This is a genomic window from Candidatus Borkfalkia ceftriaxoniphila, assembly GCF_004134775.1.
In the GTDB taxonomy this organism is placed as follows: domain Bacteria; phylum Bacillota; class Clostridia; order Christensenellales; family Borkfalkiaceae; genus Borkfalkia; species Borkfalkia ceftriaxoniphila.
In genome coordinates, this window is sequence record NZ_SDOZ01000002.1 from 268,043 (window position 1) to 282,801 (window position 14,759).

Below are 14,759 nucleotides of genomic sequence, written 5' to 3' on the forward strand. Positions count from 1 at the left end.
CGAGGCTCAACCGCTTCGACAAAAAAAGTTTAAAAATTTTTCTTATACGTTCTCGGAAAATTTCCGGGCCGCGCGCATTTCTCTGCCGAGCAGGCTCTCGACTCGCTCGCCGAGTTCGAAAAGGAGCGATTCTTTCGCGGCGGAAACGGAAACTTTATAAAATCCGTTTTTAACCGCCGTCCATTTTGCGTAAAATTTTTTATCGGAAAACAAATCGAGCGCGCCGATCAACCGGTGCTTTTCGAGGTAATATCGGAAAAGATATCGGTTGGAAATAAGAGCGTCGGCATATCTCGCGGCAAGCGCCGCCCGTTCCCCGTCCCGCACCGCGCATTCTTCGATACGATGCCCGAACGCCTGCAATAAAATCGGATGACTCTTCAAGGCGGCGCGGCATTCGCGCCGCACGCACTCTTTCGGACATGAATCATCGGGCGCAGGCGGAATTTTGCGCAGCCGCGTGATATCGAAAGCGCGCTCGAGGACGATTTTTTGCGAGATTGAAACGCCTTGCAAAGAATAGGTCGGATCGAAACACGGAAATTCGCCCTCCGCGCGCTTTTGCGCAAGGAAATAGTGCGGGCCGTGCATCAAGTTGTACAGAGGCGCCCACGACAGGTCGAAGGCGTCCATGCCGACGAGAAACACTTCGCCCTCTTCGACGTGCGAAAACGCCTCCTCCGCGTCTTGCGGCGAAGCGCACAGATATATGCGCATCTGCGCGCCCGACCGCGCGAGATCGTCGATCATGCGCCGCGACAGATACGTCTTGCGTACGGGATCGTACCGAAAATCCGTTTCCGACCACATGGAGACAAAGGCGTTCGCCCAATTTACTTTCAAACGGTGCGCCGCGCTCACGATGCAGTTCGAATAGCAGTTCAACCCCTGAAAATCGAACAGTTCCAAATTTATTTTCCCCTTTTGACCTTGCCCGTCGCCGTCCTTTCGAGTGTTTCGACGAGCGAAATTTTTTGCGGCACTTTATACGCGGAAAGATGTTCGGCGCAATAGGCTCGCAGCGTTTCCGCGCGGACGCTTTCATTGCGTGCGACCACGTCCGCGCATACGTTCTCGCTCTCCCCTTTCGCGTTCTCGCCGTAAACGACGCACTCTCTGACGAGTCCGCTGGACCGCAGACAAGATTCCACTTCTTCGGGATACACGTTGAACCCGCGCACGATGATCACGTTTTTGACGCGTCCGCAGATATAGAGATACCCCTCTTCGTCGAGATAGCCGATATCGCCCGTGTACAGCCGTCCGCCATGCACGATCTCGCGCGTCGCTTCCTCGTTTCGATAGTAACCGAGCATCACGTTCGGTCCTTTAACGACGATCTCTCCCATCACGTGCGGACGGGCAGTCAGAACGCCGTCCGCAAAGATTTGGATTTCTTCCCCGGGAAGCGCCGTCCCGACGGAGGCGAGTTTTCGCGCGTCCATGACCTTATAGGGTTTGGCGATGAGCGGCGATGCCTCCGTCATGCCGTACCCCGTCCAGAACTCCATGCGCGGATACGCCGCCGCCAGCCGTTTCAGTACGTCTTCCTCGATCTTGCTGCCCGCCAACCCCAAATAGCGCAGGGACGAAACGTCGTACGGTACGGGACGGCCCGCCGTCTGCTCCATCAGAATCCCCGTCATCGTGCCGCCTTCGCTATGCGTAACTTTATAGTCCTGCACGGTCTGATAAAAGCGCGGCAGCGAAAAACCGCCCGACATCGTTACGACGGGAAAGGATTTGACGAGGCACACGGTAAGAATGAGCAGGCCGTAAACGGAAGAGTACGGCGTTGCGATGAGGTAACGTATCTTGCCCGTCTCGTACTTTCCGTAATCCATTTTGTCGATATACGAATGCACGCAGTAATCGAGATTCATTTCGCTGATCTCGACGAGTTTCGCGCGCCCCGTCGTGCCCGACGTTGCCAAAAGCAGCAGCGTTTTCTGCGGAGCGGGTGCTTCGCGCACGGGATAGAGCGGCCCGTTCCATTCCGTTTGTACGATCTCCTCCATGAGCACGGCGGAAAAATTTCCGAACATGGAGCCGTGCTTTTTATCCGTAATCACAGTATGCACGTCTGCCTGCGCCAAAAGCGGCAGAATTTCGTGCGCGGTCATGCCCGCATTGAGGGGAAAAGCAACTTTTCCCGCCATGAATACTCCGAACAGCGCGGCAACGAAACGCTCTCCGTCGGGCAGAAATATCGCGACGTTCTTATCGTCTTTTTCCGCCAGTATTTCCGAAATCGCAAGCGCCTGCCGCGCAAGATCGCGGTAGGTGCAGGATGTTTCGCCCAAAATCGCGGCGCCCGACCAGTTTGTGCGGTCGATGAGTAAATTTCTGATCATGCGCGGCGCTCCCCGACTTTTTGTTCGGCAAGTTCAATGAACTTGCCAACACGCAGACACGCGTCCATTTCCGTCATGCCGAAACGGATATCGTAGAGATCCTCGATCTCCGTGATAAGACAGATAAAGGAGAGCGAATCGAAACGAAGATCCCGATAAAGATCCGTTTCGTCGGTAACCGCAAAGTCTCCGTATTTTTTTTCGTCGATTTTTTGAATGATCTTTTCCCGTATCGACACAGTCGACCTCCTTGAAATATAAAATCCGAAGGGAATGCGGTCGGACGCATTCCCTCCTCCTGCATTATTCGATGAACAGACCGCCGCTGAAAGAGATCTGCGTGGACTGCTCTGCCCCCTCGCTTTCGCCCTGCCACCCGCCGACGATGGTCACAAGCGTTCCTGCAGGCAGCGAAACGTCGAGGCCCGTCAACGAGCCTTTGCGGACGCTGTATTTGGGAATCGACGAACCGCCGACGTAAGGTTCGCCGTAAACGATCGTATTTTGCAATACGTTAAAGACCAGCGCGTTGCTGTTGCTGACGGCGATGCAGACGAAGGGACGCATGGTCACGCCCTCCTCCAGATTTAACTGCTGGCGGTTTGCAAACAACGCGTAGATATTCCGCAGAGTGCCGTCGAAGGGCATGACAAAAGAACTCGGATACGCAGTGCTTTCCGTAATGGTAATGGAGCCGGACGCCCATTCGCCCGGCTGTAAATATAGGCCGTAACCGCTGTCGCCCCCGAACCCCGCAAAGGTTACCTGCTGCGGGTTCCCCTGCGCGTCTGTCGAAATTTGGGCACCCGAACTGTTTACGTTAGAAAGGCTGAAAGGAATTGTCGCGGCAATCGGCCCTCTCTGTCCGTCCGCGCCCGTCGCGCCTGTGGCTCCTGTGGCTCCCGTAACTCCCGTCGCTCCTGTGGCTCCCGTAACTCCCGTCGCTCCTGTTGCTCCTGTTGCTCCTGTTGCTCCTGTTGCTCCTGTCGCGCCCGTCGCGCCCGTCACTCCCGTTGCTCCTGTGGGGCCCGTTGCTCCCGTCGCTCCTGTGGCGCCTCTGGGAATGACAAAATCTAAAACGTGGTTGGGGCCGCCCGTCACGTCGACGACCGCGGCGGCAGTTCCCGGCTCCGCAGTGACGGTATTGCGGATCGCGATGGTTTCGGAAGGTCCTGTCGGCCCCGTAGGCCCCGTCGCGCCCGTTCTTCCGGCGGGACCCTGCGGCCCCGTTTTTCCCCTCTGCCCCACGACGACGCCCGCGCAGCCGCAACCGCAATTATCCGCACAGCCAAAATTCGGCCGGACGTTCATACAACCGTTTCTGCTATCATAATCAAACATTTTTTATTCCTCCTTGGTAACAGGGGATATTATCCCTTATAATATATGATTTTACATAAATTTTTGCCAAGCCTCCCGACGTGAACGGCACGAAATACAAAAACAGCCGAACTTTTGTTCGGCTGTTTTTATTTCGCCATTGACACTATTCCCAAAAATTGGTATAATGAATTTATGCAAAACGAAATCTACATCCGCGACAGCGGATTTGGAAAAAATCCGCGCGCTGTATGCGCCTTACGTACAAAAGACGGCCGATCATCCTTGGCTCGTCGCCGAATCGGGGAACGAAATTGCGGGTTACGCCTACGCCGAAAAACTGTATGCGCGCCCCGCTTATGCCCGCGCCGCCGAAACGTCCGTCTATGTGAAAGAAGACTGTCGCCGCGGGGTCGTGGGGAGAAAACTTTACGAGTCTATGGAAAATATTTTAAAACGACAATTCGTGACCAACCTCTACGCTTGCATCGCGTACAGGGAAGCCGAGGACGGCACTCTCACCCGCGCCAGCGTCGATTTTCACCGCGCGATGGGGTATCGTTTTGCGGGAAAATTCGAACGATGCGGCTTTAAATTCGGACAGTGGTACGACGTCGTATGGATGGAAAAAATCATCGGCGAGCACGACGGGGCGCACTTTGTTCCGTTTTCAAGCCTGCGGAATAAACGAAACACACGATATTAATTTCAGGAGAAAACTATGTACATAGCCGATCTGCACATTCATTCCAAGTATTCGCGCGCGACGAGCAAAAACGGAGATCTTCCCAATCTCGATCTGTGGGCGCGACGCAAGGGCATTTCGCTCGTGGGCACGGGCGATTTTACCCATCCCGCCTGGCGGGAGGAGATGGAAAACGCCCTGATCCCCGCCGAAGAGGGACTGTATCGGCTCAAAGAAAACTTGCGCCTTGCGGATTTCTGCGATTTTTCCGTTTCGCCGCGCTTTGTGATCTCGGGCGAGATCAGTTGCATTTACAAGCAGGATGGAAAAGTGCGGAAAGTACATAACGTCATCCTGCTCCCCTCGCTCGACGCCGCGGAACGGCTCGCTTTGAAATTGGAGGCGATCGGCAACATTCATTCGGACGGGCGCCCGATTTTGGGGCTTTCTTCCAAAGATCTTCTGGCGATCACGCTGGACGTCTGCCCCGACGCGGTTTTTATCCCCGCGCACATCTGGACGCCGCACTTTTCGCTGTTCGGCGCTTTTTCGGGATTCGATACGATAGAAGAATGTTTCGGCGACCTCTCCCCGCACATCCGCGCCTTGGAAACGGGGCTTTCTTCCGACCCGCTGATGAACCGCCGCGTGGCGATGCTCGACGGCTATACCATGATATCCAATTCCGACGCGCACTCCCCCTCGAAATTAGGCAGAGAATGCAATCTGCTCGATACGGAAATCTCTTATCCCGCGCTCAAACGCGCGCTGGATACGGGCGAAGGTTTTGCGGGAACCATCGAATTTTTTCCCGAAGAGGGAAAATATCATCTGGACGGGCACCGCAACTGCAATCTGCGATTGACGCCGCAACAAACGCGCGACTTAGGCGGACGTTGCCCGATCTGCGGCAAAAAGATCACGATCGGCGTGCTGAACCGACTGGAACAACTCGCCGTGCGCGGGGAGGACTACCTTCCCGAAAGGGCGGTCCCCTTCGAACATCTCCTTCCCCTGCCCGAAGTGATCTCCGCGTCACTGGGAATCTCCGCGGGCGGCGACAAGACCGACCGCGTATATCGCAAACTTTTGAAAGATCTGGGCACGGAGGCGGATATCCTAAGACTTCGCACTCTTTCCGATATCAAAACGTCGGGCGGCGAGCGCATTGCCGAAGGCGTCAAAAGACTGCGCGAGGGCCGCGTCATCAAGACGGCGGGTTTCGACGGCGAATACGGCAAGATCGGACTGTTCACGCCCGACGAACTGAAAAATTCCAGCGGGCAACTCTCCTTTTTGGACGAGATCCCCCTTGCAGTGACCGAATGCGAGCCGACCGTACAAAAAAACGTACGGCAGGAGCAAGAGATCCTCGACGAGGCGACAAGACCGAAATCCATAAACGCCGAGCAGTTATCGGCAGCGACAGGCAAAGCGCGCGTCATCGCAGTCATTGCGGGCCCCGGGACAGGCAAGACCTTTACGTTGGTGGAGCGGATCGCGCGGCTGGTGGAGCGCGGAGTCAGACCCGAAGAGATCACCGCCGTAACGTTTACGGTACGCGCCGCCGCGGAAATGCGGGAGAGGCTTTCGGCAAAAATCAAAAGGGCCGCGGACAAAATCACCGTGGGCACGTTCCATTCTATCTGTTATTCTTATTTAAAGGACGAATACACGCTCGCCGACCGCGCTTTTTTGCTGAAAACTTCTGAAAAAGTCGTCAAGGAATTCGGCTTGAAACTCACCCCGCAGAAATTTATCAATCTTGTTTCCGCGCATAAAAACGGCAAAACCACCGAATTCGCACAGGTGATCGCGGCGTATAATGCTTATCTTGCCGAAGCGGGCGCGCTCGACTTCGACGACCTCATCGCAAAGGCGCTCGAACGCGACTTTGCGGGAAAGCAGTTCCGCTATCTGCACGTGGACGAATTTCAGGATATCAACCCTGCCCAATACGAGTTGATACGCCGCTGGATGGGCACGAACGGCAATCTTTTCGCCATCGGCGATCCCGATCAGGCGATCTATTCTTTCCGCGGCGCGGCGTCAAACTGTTTTTCGCGTCTCTTGGGTGATTACCCCGATGCGGAGGTCGTTCGGCTCAAAGAAAACTACCGCTCCACGCCAGAAGTGCTCTCCTGCGCCATGCACGTGATCTCGCACAACGCGGGCGAACGCGCCCTTACGCCCATGCTGAGATCGGGCGCGCCCGTGCGGCTCGTCGAATGCGCGTCCGAACTGTCCGAGGGAATATTCATCGCCAAAGAAATCGCGAAGATGACGGGCGGGCTGGATATGCTCGGCAAAGGCCGCGAGGAAAAATTGCGTTCGTTCGGAGAGATCGCCGTGCTCGCGCGCACACATCGGCAGTTAAACGCCATCGAGCGCTGTCTGCGTCACGACGATATCCCCTGCGTTTCCTCTGCAAAGACGGATTTTTTAGAGGCGCCCGAAGTGAGCGGCACGCTCGCGTTCTTCGCTTCTCTGTTATCCCCGAATGAAAAAACTTTGGCGCGCGCAGCGGAATTCGTCGGTGCGGAAAATATGGAAGCGCTTACAAATGCGTTCCTGCCCCATATCAAAGGCAGACCGCGCAAAGTGCTCGCGCTCTGGCGCGAACGGATGCACCTTTCTTCCGCCGCGTTCGAATCGCTCGTCGCCGCCGCGCACTATGCGGATATGCGCGAATTCCTCGACGCGACGTTTTTGGGAAGAGAGGGCGACGTGCTCGTAACCGAGGGAAACGCCGCCGCGGGCGCGGTGCGATTAACGACGCTGCACGGCGCAAAGGGACTGGAATTTCCCGTCGTGTTCCTCTCGGGGCTGACAGAAAAAGCGCTGCCGCTGGAAACGGCCGAGGGAACGGATATCGAAGAAGAGCGCCGTCTCTTTTACGTAGGGCTCACGCGGGCGAGCGAAGAGCTGATCCTCACCTGCCGCGCTCCGCATTCTTTGTTCCTCCCTGAACTTCCCGCCTCCCTGAAAAAAGAACAAGCCGTCGAACGCCCCCAATATCAGCAACTTTCCATGTTTTAATTTTGCAAATAAAAAGGAACGGTATTTACCGTTCCTTTTTTTTAATGCACGTCGGAGCCTATTTCGGCGCCTTCGGCGGTGAGAACTTTACTCGTACCGTCCTCATTGACGGCGGCGAGCAGCATGCCTTCCGACATTTCGTTCGCGAATTTATGCGGGGCGAGGTTGACGAGCACGACGATCTGCCTGCCGACGAGTTCGTCGGGCGTGTAATCGTCTGCGAGCGAAGACACGATGGTCCGCTCGCCCATGCCGTCGTGCACGACGATCTTATACAACTTGTTCGCCTTGCGCATCGCCTTGCAGGAAAGCACCTTGCACACGCGCAGATCGAGTTTCGCAAAGTCGTCCAATTGGATCTGCGGCTTGACGGGCGAAGGCGCCTGCACGTATTTCTCTTCGACAGACTCGCACTTTTCTTCTTCGGCAACCACCTCTTCCGCCGCGTCGGGATCTTCCGATTCGGGCAGGGAAAAGTCGAACAGTTTCAGATAGCGCTGCGCCTCTACCGCAAACAGATACAGATACAGGCGCGGACCCTTATCGCGGGAGATCATCAGATTGTACACGTGCCTGAAAAACGCGCTTTGCAGGCCTTTGAGCCTGTCCATATCCTCCGCCGCGTCGGGGAATACACGCTTGGGAATAGCGTACAATTCGTCGCGCACGGAATCGAGCGTATAGCCGCCCTTTGAAAGGTAATCGTGCAGCATCTTGATCTCCGCGCGCTCGCTCTCGTCGAGATCGCGGTAATACTTCCAGTTGCGCTTGGAATTGATGATGTATTCGTTTTCGGGCGCGCACGTTTTCAGCCAGAATCTGGCGATGGCGAAACGCTCCGCGAATTCCTCTTTTTTATACGGCGTGCCGATTTTGGTAAAGAGCGCCTCCATCAGGTCGGGATTGAAGTCCACCACGCTGCCGAGTTCTACGAGTTGCGTCATGGGAACGGTATCGATCTTGCGGCCCGCCACTTCGCAGTTTTCCATGATGCGGGCGACGGTTTCATTCGCGGTGCCGTTCTTGTACGCCGTATAGCACTTATCGAACTCGAAATACTGGCGCAATATTTCATCGCTCAGACAGAAATCGAAGGCTTTGAGGGGTTCGGTCTTGGAATACAGCCACAAAATGACTTCGGGCTGATAAAGTTTCAAAAGAAATTCGGGCGTCATGTTGAGGCCGCTGGACCCCGACATTTTGCCGACGTTGATATTGCCCTTGATACCAATGAATTCGTATCCCTGAAAGAGAGGCGCGCGGTAGCCGAAGATCCCCTTGGAAACATCCTTTGCGGTGTCGTAGGAACCGTTTTTCGAGGCGTGATCCTTGCCGCCCGGCTCGAAATCCACGCCCTCGTGCATCCAGCGCATGGGCCAGTCTACCTTCCAGGGCAGTTTGCAGTTGAAATCCTTGGTAAAGTCGAAATCGCCCTCATAGCCGCACTCGCAAGTAAAATGCGCCTTGGTGCAGTCCTCGGACAAGGAAACGACTTTGGTGGTATCCCTGCCGCAATGGGGGCAATAGATATTGACGGGATAATAATTTTCCTTTTCCTCTTCGGTGGAGTCCTGCGTGCGGTGCTTGTCCAGAACGGAGAATATCTCCTTGCGGTGACGCAGGGCAAACACGATCTGCTCCGCGTACTTGCCGCCGCGGTATTCGTCCGCCTGCGAGCGGAAACACATTTCGATGCCGAAAGCTTTGAAAGAGTTTAAAAACTCTTTCTGGAAATGCTCCGCGTAATTTTTTTCAACGCCGAAGGGGTCGGGAATATCCACGTAGGGCATGCCGATGTATTTGTCGTAGGCGTTTTTCCCCACGACCGCCGCCACGTTGGCGGGCACTTTGCGGAACCTGTCGAAGTTATCCCAGGAAAAGAGAAGTTTGGCTTTGCGCCCTTTCTTTTGCAGCGCGCGCACCACGAAATAACTCGTGGCGATATCTCTGAAATTTCCGATATGAATGGAACCCGAGGGCGAAATGCCCGCCGCGCAGACGTACTCCTCCTTTTCGGGATTCCGTTTGATGATCTCTTCCGCAATTTTATCTGCCCAATACATTGTAAAGCTCCTTGTCTCACGATAATATTGAGCCTATTATATCATTTTTGGAGCATTCGGGCAACTGTTTTTCAATTCCGGCACGAACCGCGAGGAAAAACTTTGCCCGTTTAAATAGGCGAGCGCCCCTTTCGTTTGCAGCCGCAAAGTCTTAGCCACCAACAGTTGGCGCTTCACCCCGTATTTTTTGTTGCGCGCCTCGTCGCCGTACTTTTCATCCCCCGCGACGGGGTGCCCGATAAACGCCATGTGCGCACGTATCTGATGCGTCTTTCCGCTGTGCAGGACGATCTCCACCATGGAAAGTTCGCCGTCGCCGTTTAAAACGCGGTATTCCGTTTCGATCTTTTCCGCCCCCTCCCTCGGTTTGGAATAGACGCGCACGCGCGCCGCCTTTTCGTCTTTGACCAGATAGCCGCAAAGCATATCTACACCCTTTGCAAACTTGCCGAAACACAGCGCGAGATAAATTTTCTGCACGCGCCGCTCGCGGAACGCCCGCAAAAGTTCGGCTTCCGCCCGCTTGTTTTTGGCGAATATCATCAGCCCCGCCGTGTTTCTGTCCAGCCTGTGGATAAAATACGTTTCGCCCTTTTGCGACAGCGCAAAGTACAGCGCCTCGGAATTGACGCCCGCGTATTTGTCCGCAACGAGCACGTTTTCGTCCTCGTAAACGGTTTCATACGCGGGAACGGATTCTTCGCGCAGGGTAGTATAATAAACGACTTCGTCGCCCTCTCTGAGCAAAATATTTTCGCCCGTTTTCTTTCCGTTGACGCGGATATCCCGCGCGCGGAGCAGCCGCGGGAAAGCGAACGAGCCCTGCGGATAGACGTTATCCGTGAAGGTTTTCAGAGTTTGTTTTTCGTTTACCGTGAATTTTTTCAAGTTTCTTCCTCTTTTTCCCGCGCTTTTTGCGTCCCGTAAAAAACAGGACTGCTACCGCGACGACGGGAACGAGCCACACGGCAAAGGTGCCGTAGGCGAGCATAAAATAGGTGAGATAGGCCGCCAGAAAGGCGATGCCCGTCTGTGCGAGCGCGTATTTGATAGCGGCCCTCTTTCCGAATTCGCGCGCCGTGGCGGCGATCGCGGACACGCAGGGCGAACAGGTCATGATAAACACGATGAACGCCAGCGCCGCCGCAGGCGTCATAGCGGCGGAAAGATCCGTACCGTAGAACATGCCGAGCATGCCCGCCACGCTCTCTTTGGCGACAAGCCCCGAAACGGCGGAGAGCGCCACGCGCCAATCGAAGATACCCATGGGATAAAATAAAAATTTCAGCCCCTCGCACAGATAGCGCAGTATACACGTTTCGCTACCCTGCCCCACGAAATGAAAGGTGAAGTCGAACGAGAGCAAAAACCACATGACGATGAGAAAGGCGGTGACGACGGTCGCTATTTTCATTATAAACTGTTTTACGTAAAATAGCAACGATTTCAAAAGCAGGGAAAGACGGGGCGGCTGCAAGTGCGGGATCTCCAGCACGAATTCGGTTTCGCCGCCGTAAATTTTCTTTAACAGCAGCGCGGCGAACAGCGAAAAGAGCACGCCCGCAAAGTAGATGGCGCACAGCGCGCGGAATTTGTGCGTAAAAAAGGCGGAGATCAGCGTCAGATAGACGGGCATTTTCGCGCTGCAAGAGATGTACGGCAAAATGAGCACTGTGCGTTTTTGTATCTTTTTGTCTTCCAGCCCGCGCGTCGTCAAAATCGCCGCGGCGCTGCAACCGAACCCCATCAGTATGGAGAATGCCGCCCTGCCCGAAAGCCCTACTTTGGAAAAAATGCCGTCGGTCATGAATGCGAGCGACGCCAAATAGCCGCTCTCTTCCAAAACGATGAGCGCCGCCTGCACGATGACGATCTGCGGTACGAAAGATAAAAGCATCGCCGCGCCGCCGAACAGCGCGTCCTTAACGAGCGACAGGATCGCGGGATGCGCGCCGACGCGCTCTAAGAGCGAAACCGCGCCGCCGCCCAGCACGTCGCCGATCAAATATTCCGTCTTGTCCTTTAAAAATACGCCAGGCATATGATTTCCGAACGCCAGAAAAAACACGCTCAGCATGATGAGCGCGAATAAAGCGTATGCGGTGACGGGATTATACAGGACGAAATCGGCGATGCCGCTCTTTTCGCTGCCCGCCGAATACACGCCTTCCAACGCCTCTTCTTCGCGCACGGGCGAAAAGGCGGGCGTTTCTTTGCCGCAAGTTTCGGCGATCTTCTGCTGCAAGCGGCGGATGTCCCGTTTGGAGCGCGCGTCCGCCGTAACGACGGGAATACCCAGGCGCGCGGACAATTTTTCCGCGTCGAGATAGCCGCCGCGCTTTTTTAAAAGGTCTGCCATGGTGACGACGAGTATCGTCTTTTTGCCGCGCGCCGCAATTTCCAGAGGGAGTTTTATTGAGCGCGTAAGCGTCACCGCGTCGGCGACCGCCACCACGAGGTCGTATTCCTCTTCTTCGATGGCGCGCTTGCTGACGCGCTCTTCGAGCGAATGCGTCAAAAGCGAATAGATGCCGGGAAGGTCGCACACCGTCGCCTCCTGTCCCGCGATGCGCGTCTTTTTGCAGCGCTCGCCCACCGTCACGCCGTGCCAGTTGCCCGTCTTCGCGTTGGAGCGCGTGAGCGCGTTGAAGAGCGTCGTCTTGCCGCAGTTGGGATTTCCCGCTAAAATGATGCGCATTACTTTTGTTCCTCCCGCTCGACAAAGATATTTCGTGCGATGCTCTTGCCCACCGCGAGGCGGATACTGCCAGCGGACAGAAGATACCCCGCGCCGAACGGCGCTACCTTGACGAGACGCACGCCCGCGCCAGCATATACGTTGAGCATTTTCAGCCGTTCGCGAAGGTCGGCGGAAAGTTCCAGCCCCAGAACTTTTGCCTCTTCGCCCTTTTTCAGATCAGTCACGTTCATGCTACTATCTTATGAACGCGCCCCGCCGAACAGAACAAAAAAAGCCCGACGAAATTTCTTTCGTCGGGCTTTATAAGCAAGATCATTACTGCTTTTTGTTGCGGTTTTCTCTCTTTTCTTTCAGTTCTTCCTTGCGCGCCTTTTTCACGGAAACGACTTCCGACTCTTCCTTGGGTTTGATGACGAGAAGGACGATGATTCCGATCAGGCACAGGCCGCCGATCGCCATGAATACGACGGAGAGCACGTTGTCGCGCAGCCAGTACGTTTCGCCGTGCACGGTGTCTACTTCGGAAGTGACGTTGACCACCTGGTGCGATTCCGCGGACATACGGTCGCTGTCCACAACTTTGACGGTGATCATGTAGAATCCCTTTTCCTGCGGAATGAAACTGCGGGAAGAAGGCCTCCATTCGTAGACGTTGTCCCCTTCGTCTTCTTCCTTATCGGAATCGTATTCTTCGATCTCTTTCCACGTATATTTCGAGGGATCGGAATTGACTTCGTCCAGCGTCAGCGACGAACTGTCGCCGTCCAGACGGAAGAGTTTGTATTCGCTGCTGTATCCCGAAAGCCCGACGATCTCGAAAGCGGGGAAGGTAAAGGTCACGTCGATGTACCCGAGATCGTTGATCTCGCTCTCTTCGATGGAAGGCCCGTTGTTGTACACGTCGAACGTGAAGGAAGGGATTTCTTCCACGTCCCACACGTTGCTGCTCGTAACGTTGTAGGTCTTGCCGTCCTTCTCATACTGCATAACGTTGCCGAATTTGTTTTTGGCAACGACTTTAAATTCATATTTGCCCGCGGTCGCGATCTCGAATTTGAGTTCGTTATAGGAAAGTCCCGTCGCCGAGCCGCTCTCCGTGGTCTGGTTTTTGTAATAAACGTCGAACGTGAGTTCGGTGTAACCGCAATCCGCGTCGGAAATCAAAGAGCGCAGCGAAGGGAGATAATAATACGCGCCCGTACCTATCTGAATGCTCTTGCCGTCCTTGCGCGCGGCTTCGCTCACGGCTGTCTGGTATGCGCCAACATTCTCCTCAATATAATCGGGGCGGGAATCGACTTTCTTGCTCACCCGCACGTATTCTTTGGTACTGCCATCGACTTTGGCGGAAAGCGCATAATCTTCGAGATAGTAGAACGCATGGTTGTCGCCGTCGGAAAGGCGGAACGCTACGCTGACGTAGGCGTTGTCCGTGCCGTTGTACAGATCGTTCTCCATGAACACGACTTTGGAAAGCGTGTCGGATTTCTCGTAATAGAGCCCCTTGTCCGTCTCGTCCTCGGCGGTCTCGTCGGGGTCTTTGTCGGTATCCGTGCCCTTGAACACGAACGAATAGAATTCGGTGGAAACGGAACTGTCCAGAACGTCGATATTCTTATAATCGAAATCCAGCGTATCGCCGAGTTTCAAAACTTTCACTTCGTCGTTGAGAACGAAGATGGGCGCCGCGTCGTCTTCGATCTTGCCGCTATCTTTATCGAGCGCCATGCTCTGATTGTTGAGTTTGCGGATCTCCACTCTCTGCTTGTCCGCGCCGCCCTCTTTCATCTCGTCGAGCGAGAAAGTGAGCGGGGTGAGCGAGGAAGAACTGTATTCCGCGTAATTGGATCCGATATTGGTAAAGGTGCCCGCGTACTTGCCGTTGACGGTCACGTAAAACTCGCCCGTGGTGCCGTCGAGCGCGGGTTTATCATCGATCGCGGCTTCGGTCAGAGCGATCACGAATTCGCCGTTCTGCGCGGTAACGGAAACACCCGCTTCCTTTTGATCGTTGACGTAGGCGGTATAAGCGCCGTTATCCGCTTCGAAAGTGAGCGTGTTTTCGCTCTTTTCCTCTTTATTCATGGTGTGCTGGGCGGCTTCGAGTTTCATGCTGAATTTGCTGAAATTTTCGCCGTCGAAAGCGATCGTGGCGGTGAAATATTTCGCCGTGCCGACCGTTTCGCCCTCGGCTCTTTCATACCATTTGAGCGCAAGATTTTTACGGTATGAAACGGTGGACTGTTCGCCCATCTGGTAGGTCACGTTTTTGTTCGTCTCCGTATTGTCGTAACTCGCGCCGACCGAGGTGGTGAATATATTGACCGCCGAATAACTCTCCGCCGATGCCGAAAACACGGTGACGGCGAAAAACGCGGCAAGGCTCAACGCCAATCCCGTTATCAAGCTGAACAATTTAACAGTATGTCTCTTCATTCTATGCTCCCATCGCAATTTATTGTCGTAAGGCCGAACCTCGGCCGAGTACTGCATTGTATGACTGTACCTGTCTATTTTACACGCAAAACGATCTTTTGTCAAACGCATTTTTCCGCTTTTGCCAAAAATTTAGCGCATTTTAAACGATTTATCAAAAC

General features: G+C 54.7%; 10 protein-coding genes and 1 pseudogene. 2 read left to right on the top strand and 9 right to left on the bottom strand.

Annotated features, from left to right (window positions below):
• Positions 1-42: 42 nt before the first annotated feature.
• From ESZ91_RS01405 to ESZ91_RS11910, 4 genes and pseudogenes are all read right to left on the bottom strand, one after another.
• Positions 43-909, bottom strand: coding sequence for a hypothetical protein (locus ESZ91_RS01405; RefSeq protein WP_129223367.1), 867 nt, complete (start codon positions 907-909; stop codon positions 43-45).
• Positions 910-911: 2 nt separating this feature from the next.
• On the bottom strand, positions 912-2,354 hold the full coding sequence (locus ESZ91_RS01410; protein ID WP_129223369.1) for a class I adenylate-forming enzyme family protein: 1,443 nt from the start codon (positions 2,352-2,354) through the stop codon (positions 912-914).
• Positions 2,351-2,593 (bottom strand): acyl carrier protein, encoded by a 243-nt coding sequence (locus ESZ91_RS01415; protein ID WP_161970998.1) that lies wholly within the window; start codon positions 2,591-2,593, stop codon positions 2,351-2,353. The genes ESZ91_RS01410 and ESZ91_RS01415 overlap by 4 nt, the downstream gene beginning before the upstream one ends.
• A gap of 601 nt (positions 2,594-3,194) precedes the next feature.
• Positions 3,195-3,695: pseudogene (locus ESZ91_RS11910) on the bottom strand (collagen-like protein); the annotation flags it as partial.
• 208 nt (positions 3,696-3,903) lie between these two features.
• On the opposite strand from ESZ91_RS11910, the gene ESZ91_RS01425 reads away from it, so the two are divergent.
• Together ESZ91_RS01425 and ESZ91_RS01430 are read left to right on the top strand one after the other, a co-directional pair.
• Positions 3,904-4,380 carry a GNAT family N-acetyltransferase gene (locus ESZ91_RS01425; RefSeq protein ID WP_201270834.1) on the top strand — a complete coding sequence of 159 codons (477 nt, stop codon included), beginning with the start codon at positions 3,904-3,906 and terminating at the stop codon, positions 4,378-4,380.
• A gap of 15 nt (positions 4,381-4,395) precedes the next feature.
• On the top strand, positions 4,396-7,398 hold the full coding sequence (locus ESZ91_RS01430; RefSeq protein WP_129223378.1) for a UvrD-helicase domain-containing protein: 3,003 nt from the start codon (positions 4,396-4,398) through the stop codon (positions 7,396-7,398).
• Between the two features lie 41 nt (positions 7,399-7,439).
• Here the strand turns inward: ESZ91_RS01430 and lysS are convergent, their stop codons facing one another.
• From lysS to ESZ91_RS01455, 5 genes are all read right to left on the bottom strand, one after another.
• Positions 7,440-9,461 carry a lysine--tRNA ligase gene (gene lysS, locus ESZ91_RS01435; protein ID WP_129223380.1) on the bottom strand — a complete coding sequence of 674 codons (2,022 nt, stop codon included), beginning with the start codon at positions 9,459-9,461 and terminating at the stop codon, positions 7,440-7,442.
• A 36-nt stretch (positions 9,462-9,497) separates the two neighbouring features.
• Positions 9,498-10,349, bottom strand: a complete 852-nt coding sequence (locus ESZ91_RS01440; RefSeq protein ID WP_129223382.1) for an RluA family pseudouridine synthase — start codon at positions 10,347-10,349, stop codon at positions 9,498-9,500.
• Entirely contained in the window at positions 10,297-12,159 is a 1,863-nt protein-coding gene (locus ESZ91_RS01445) for a ferrous iron transporter B (protein WP_129223384.1), read from the bottom strand. The genes ESZ91_RS01440 and ESZ91_RS01445 overlap by 53 nt, the downstream gene beginning before the upstream one ends.
• Positions 12,159-12,392, bottom strand: a complete 234-nt coding sequence (locus ESZ91_RS01450) for a FeoA family protein (RefSeq protein ID WP_129223386.1) — start codon at positions 12,390-12,392, stop codon at positions 12,159-12,161. Before ESZ91_RS01450 ends, ESZ91_RS01445 begins: the two co-directional genes overlap by 1 nt.
• Before the next feature lie 85 nt (positions 12,393-12,477).
• Complete coding sequence (locus ESZ91_RS01455; RefSeq protein WP_129223388.1) at positions 12,478-14,598, bottom strand: hypothetical protein; 2,121 nt, start codon at positions 14,596-14,598, stop codon at positions 12,478-12,480.
• Positions 14,599-14,759: the final 161 nt, after the last annotated feature.

Bases quoted from the DNA above. Each gene is read 5' to 3' on its own strand.
- ESZ91_RS01410 (WP_129223369.1), bottom strand. From the start codon at position 2,354: ATGATCAGAAATTTACTCATCGACCGCACAAACTGGTCGGGCGCCGCG.
- ESZ91_RS01430 (WP_129223378.1), top strand. From the start codon at position 4,396: ATGTACATAGCCGATCTGCACATTCATTCCAAGTATTCGCGCGCGACG.
- lysS (WP_129223380.1), bottom strand. From the start codon at position 9,461: ATGTATTGGGCAGATAAAATTGCGGAAGAGATCATCAAACGGAATCCC.
- ESZ91_RS01445 (WP_129223384.1), bottom strand. From the start codon at position 12,159: ATGCGCATCATTTTAGCGGGAAATCCCAACTGCGGCAAGACGACGCTC.
- ESZ91_RS01450 (WP_129223386.1), bottom strand. From the start codon at position 12,392: ATGAACGTGACTGATCTGAAAAAGGGCGAAGAGGCAAAAGTTCTGGGG.
- ESZ91_RS01455 (WP_129223388.1), bottom strand. From the start codon at position 14,598: ATGAAGAGACATACTGTTAAATTGTTCAGCTTGATAACGGGATTGGCG.